A 1693-nucleotide genomic window follows, 5' to 3' on the forward strand; every position below is an offset into this window, starting at 1 on the left:
GTCAATGGACTGTTCAAGTGCTCGAAAGCGCAGACGGTCAGGTTCTTGGCCGAAGTACTGAAGACCTGTTCTTTGCAGCAGCAGTCTGCCCAGTTAGGGCCATCAAACTCACACTCGAATCCGGAGAAGTTGTCGACGGTGATAGCGAAATCATCAAGGCCTACTTGAAGCTAGGCCACAAGGCATAGGTGGCTCCACTCCGCGCAGAGAAGCCACCTGGTCACGCCCTTCACACTTTCAATGCGCTCGTCAGCTATTCCAATCACAGAAGGTCGTCGCCAGAAGAGCGCACCTGTCAGCGCGTGGCCTAACCCCTCCGTCAAGGGGACGTCTTGCGCCAGGGCGCAAGCCGCCCCTTACGTCGAACGTTAGGCGTCAAGATGCAGTTCCTCGTGGCCCTCTTCGTCGCCGCAGCATCTTCTGTGCCGGCGTTCGCGCTCAGCTACTACCTTGTGTCCGGGAGGGGAAAGTCGATAACCACGGTATGGGCCGGCTTCCTGCTCAATGCTCCGGTCATCGTGCCGATCTACTTTGTCGGGGCACTTGTCTTTGGGGCAGCTCTCTGGTTCTCTCTCAAGGCTTTCAATCTTCTTTCATTGCCCGCTGTACTCGTCGGGTCGGTGGTACCAGTCTTGCTTCTCGTGTTCGGGCAATCCGCGCTGCGCGGCGAGCTAGGTCCAGATCTTCCTCTTGTGTTGTTCGCCCTTGAGCTGCCCTGCATCATCATGGCCCTAGTCCTGTGGTTCGTGGCTAGCCGCCCAAGTCTCAATCTGTTGTGAAGCTCACTTCCACGCCCAGCGTCACAGCGGTTTCTACCGTGACGCCTAACCCCTCCGTCAAGGGGACGTCCCGCAAGCGGGCCGCCCCTTACGTCGAACGTTAGGCCTCAAATGCTTCGCACGCTTTCGTTGGTCTCTTTCACCATGCTGGCCAGCCCGGTGTTCGCATTGCAGTCAGAAGTGGTGCCATGGGCGAGCATTCAGACACACGGCAACATTACACGAGCCACGGCTAACATAGGCATCGTCCCCGTTACCGTCACGGTCGATATTCTCGAATGCGAGATCCAAAGTTTCACCCTTTCCGTTGGCAGCGAAACGATCGCCATGCCTCCTGTGGCCATGGCATCTGGTGCCTGTCCCAGACCGGCCAATATCAAGCTTCTCTACTATTCTTGCTGCTACGCAGTAGTGCCGTCCTTCAAAGCGGAAGACGAGCGGTTGTATCTTGATCTTCTTGTTCCGTTGGCGGGCGCCGCAGACTTAGCGGGTCAAGACCCTCGAGTATGGTTCAGCTTCACTTACAAGCCGGGCACACTTCGCCTTCAATGGCCCCCGGAACAGCCGTGAGGCCTAACCCCTCCGTCAAGGGGACGTCCCGCAAGCGGGCCGCCCCTTACGTCGAACGTTAGGCCTGCATTGCCGGATACCACACTTCCCACCCTCCACTCATGCGTCGGCTGATGACTTCCCTACTCCGAACACTTGTCATGCTCGCTGGAACTCTTGCCCAGAGCGGTTACGCTCTCACCACCGAAGAGGCCAAGTCTCGCGCGACGAATGAGTTGGCGCAGTGCGCCGCCCTCCACTTTCAGCGAAGCGTCATTCTCGACAACATGGGGAAGGCGGGAAACCCTGATGCCGCCAAGGCAGCGCCAGAGGCTCTGCAAACCTTTGAGCGGTCCATGATTCGC

The 1693-nt window shown here is 58.2% G+C and carries 4 protein-coding genes; 3 read left to right on the top strand and 1 reads right to left on the bottom strand.

The annotated features are described in order from the left end of the window. The 3 genes from AC1DYI_RS34790 to AC1DYI_RS34800 all read left to right on the top strand — a co-directional run. Positions 1-188 (top strand): hypothetical protein (locus AC1DYI_RS34790; RefSeq protein ID WP_477208659.1); only part of this gene is annotated, 188 nt, incomplete at its 5' end. 192 nt (positions 189-380) lie between these two features. Further along, a complete protein-coding gene (locus AC1DYI_RS34795) occupies positions 381-779 on the top strand; it encodes a hypothetical protein (RefSeq protein WP_477208660.1) in 399 nt (132 codons plus the stop codon). 144 nt (positions 780-923) lie between these two features. Beyond that, complete coding sequence (locus tag AC1DYI_RS34800) at positions 924-1349, top strand: hypothetical protein (protein WP_477208661.1); 426 nt, start codon at positions 924-926, stop codon at positions 1347-1349. A gap of 122 nt (positions 1350-1471) precedes the next feature. On the opposite strand, the gene AC1DYI_RS34805 is transcribed toward AC1DYI_RS34800, so the two are convergent. Next, positions 1472-1693: hypothetical protein (locus tag AC1DYI_RS34805; RefSeq protein ID WP_477208662.1), on the bottom strand; the 222-nt coding region annotated here is incomplete at its 5' end.

This window comes from Ideonella sp. P3_A4 (genome assembly GCF_056403075.1).

Bases quoted from the DNA above. Each gene is read 5' to 3' on its own strand.
- AC1DYI_RS34795 (WP_477208660.1), top strand. From the start codon at position 381: ATGCAGTTCCTCGTGGCCCTCTTCGTCGCCGCAGCATCTTCTGTGCCG.
- AC1DYI_RS34800 (WP_477208661.1), top strand. From the start codon at position 924: ATGCTGGCCAGCCCGGTGTTCGCATTGCAGTCAGAAGTGGTGCCATGG.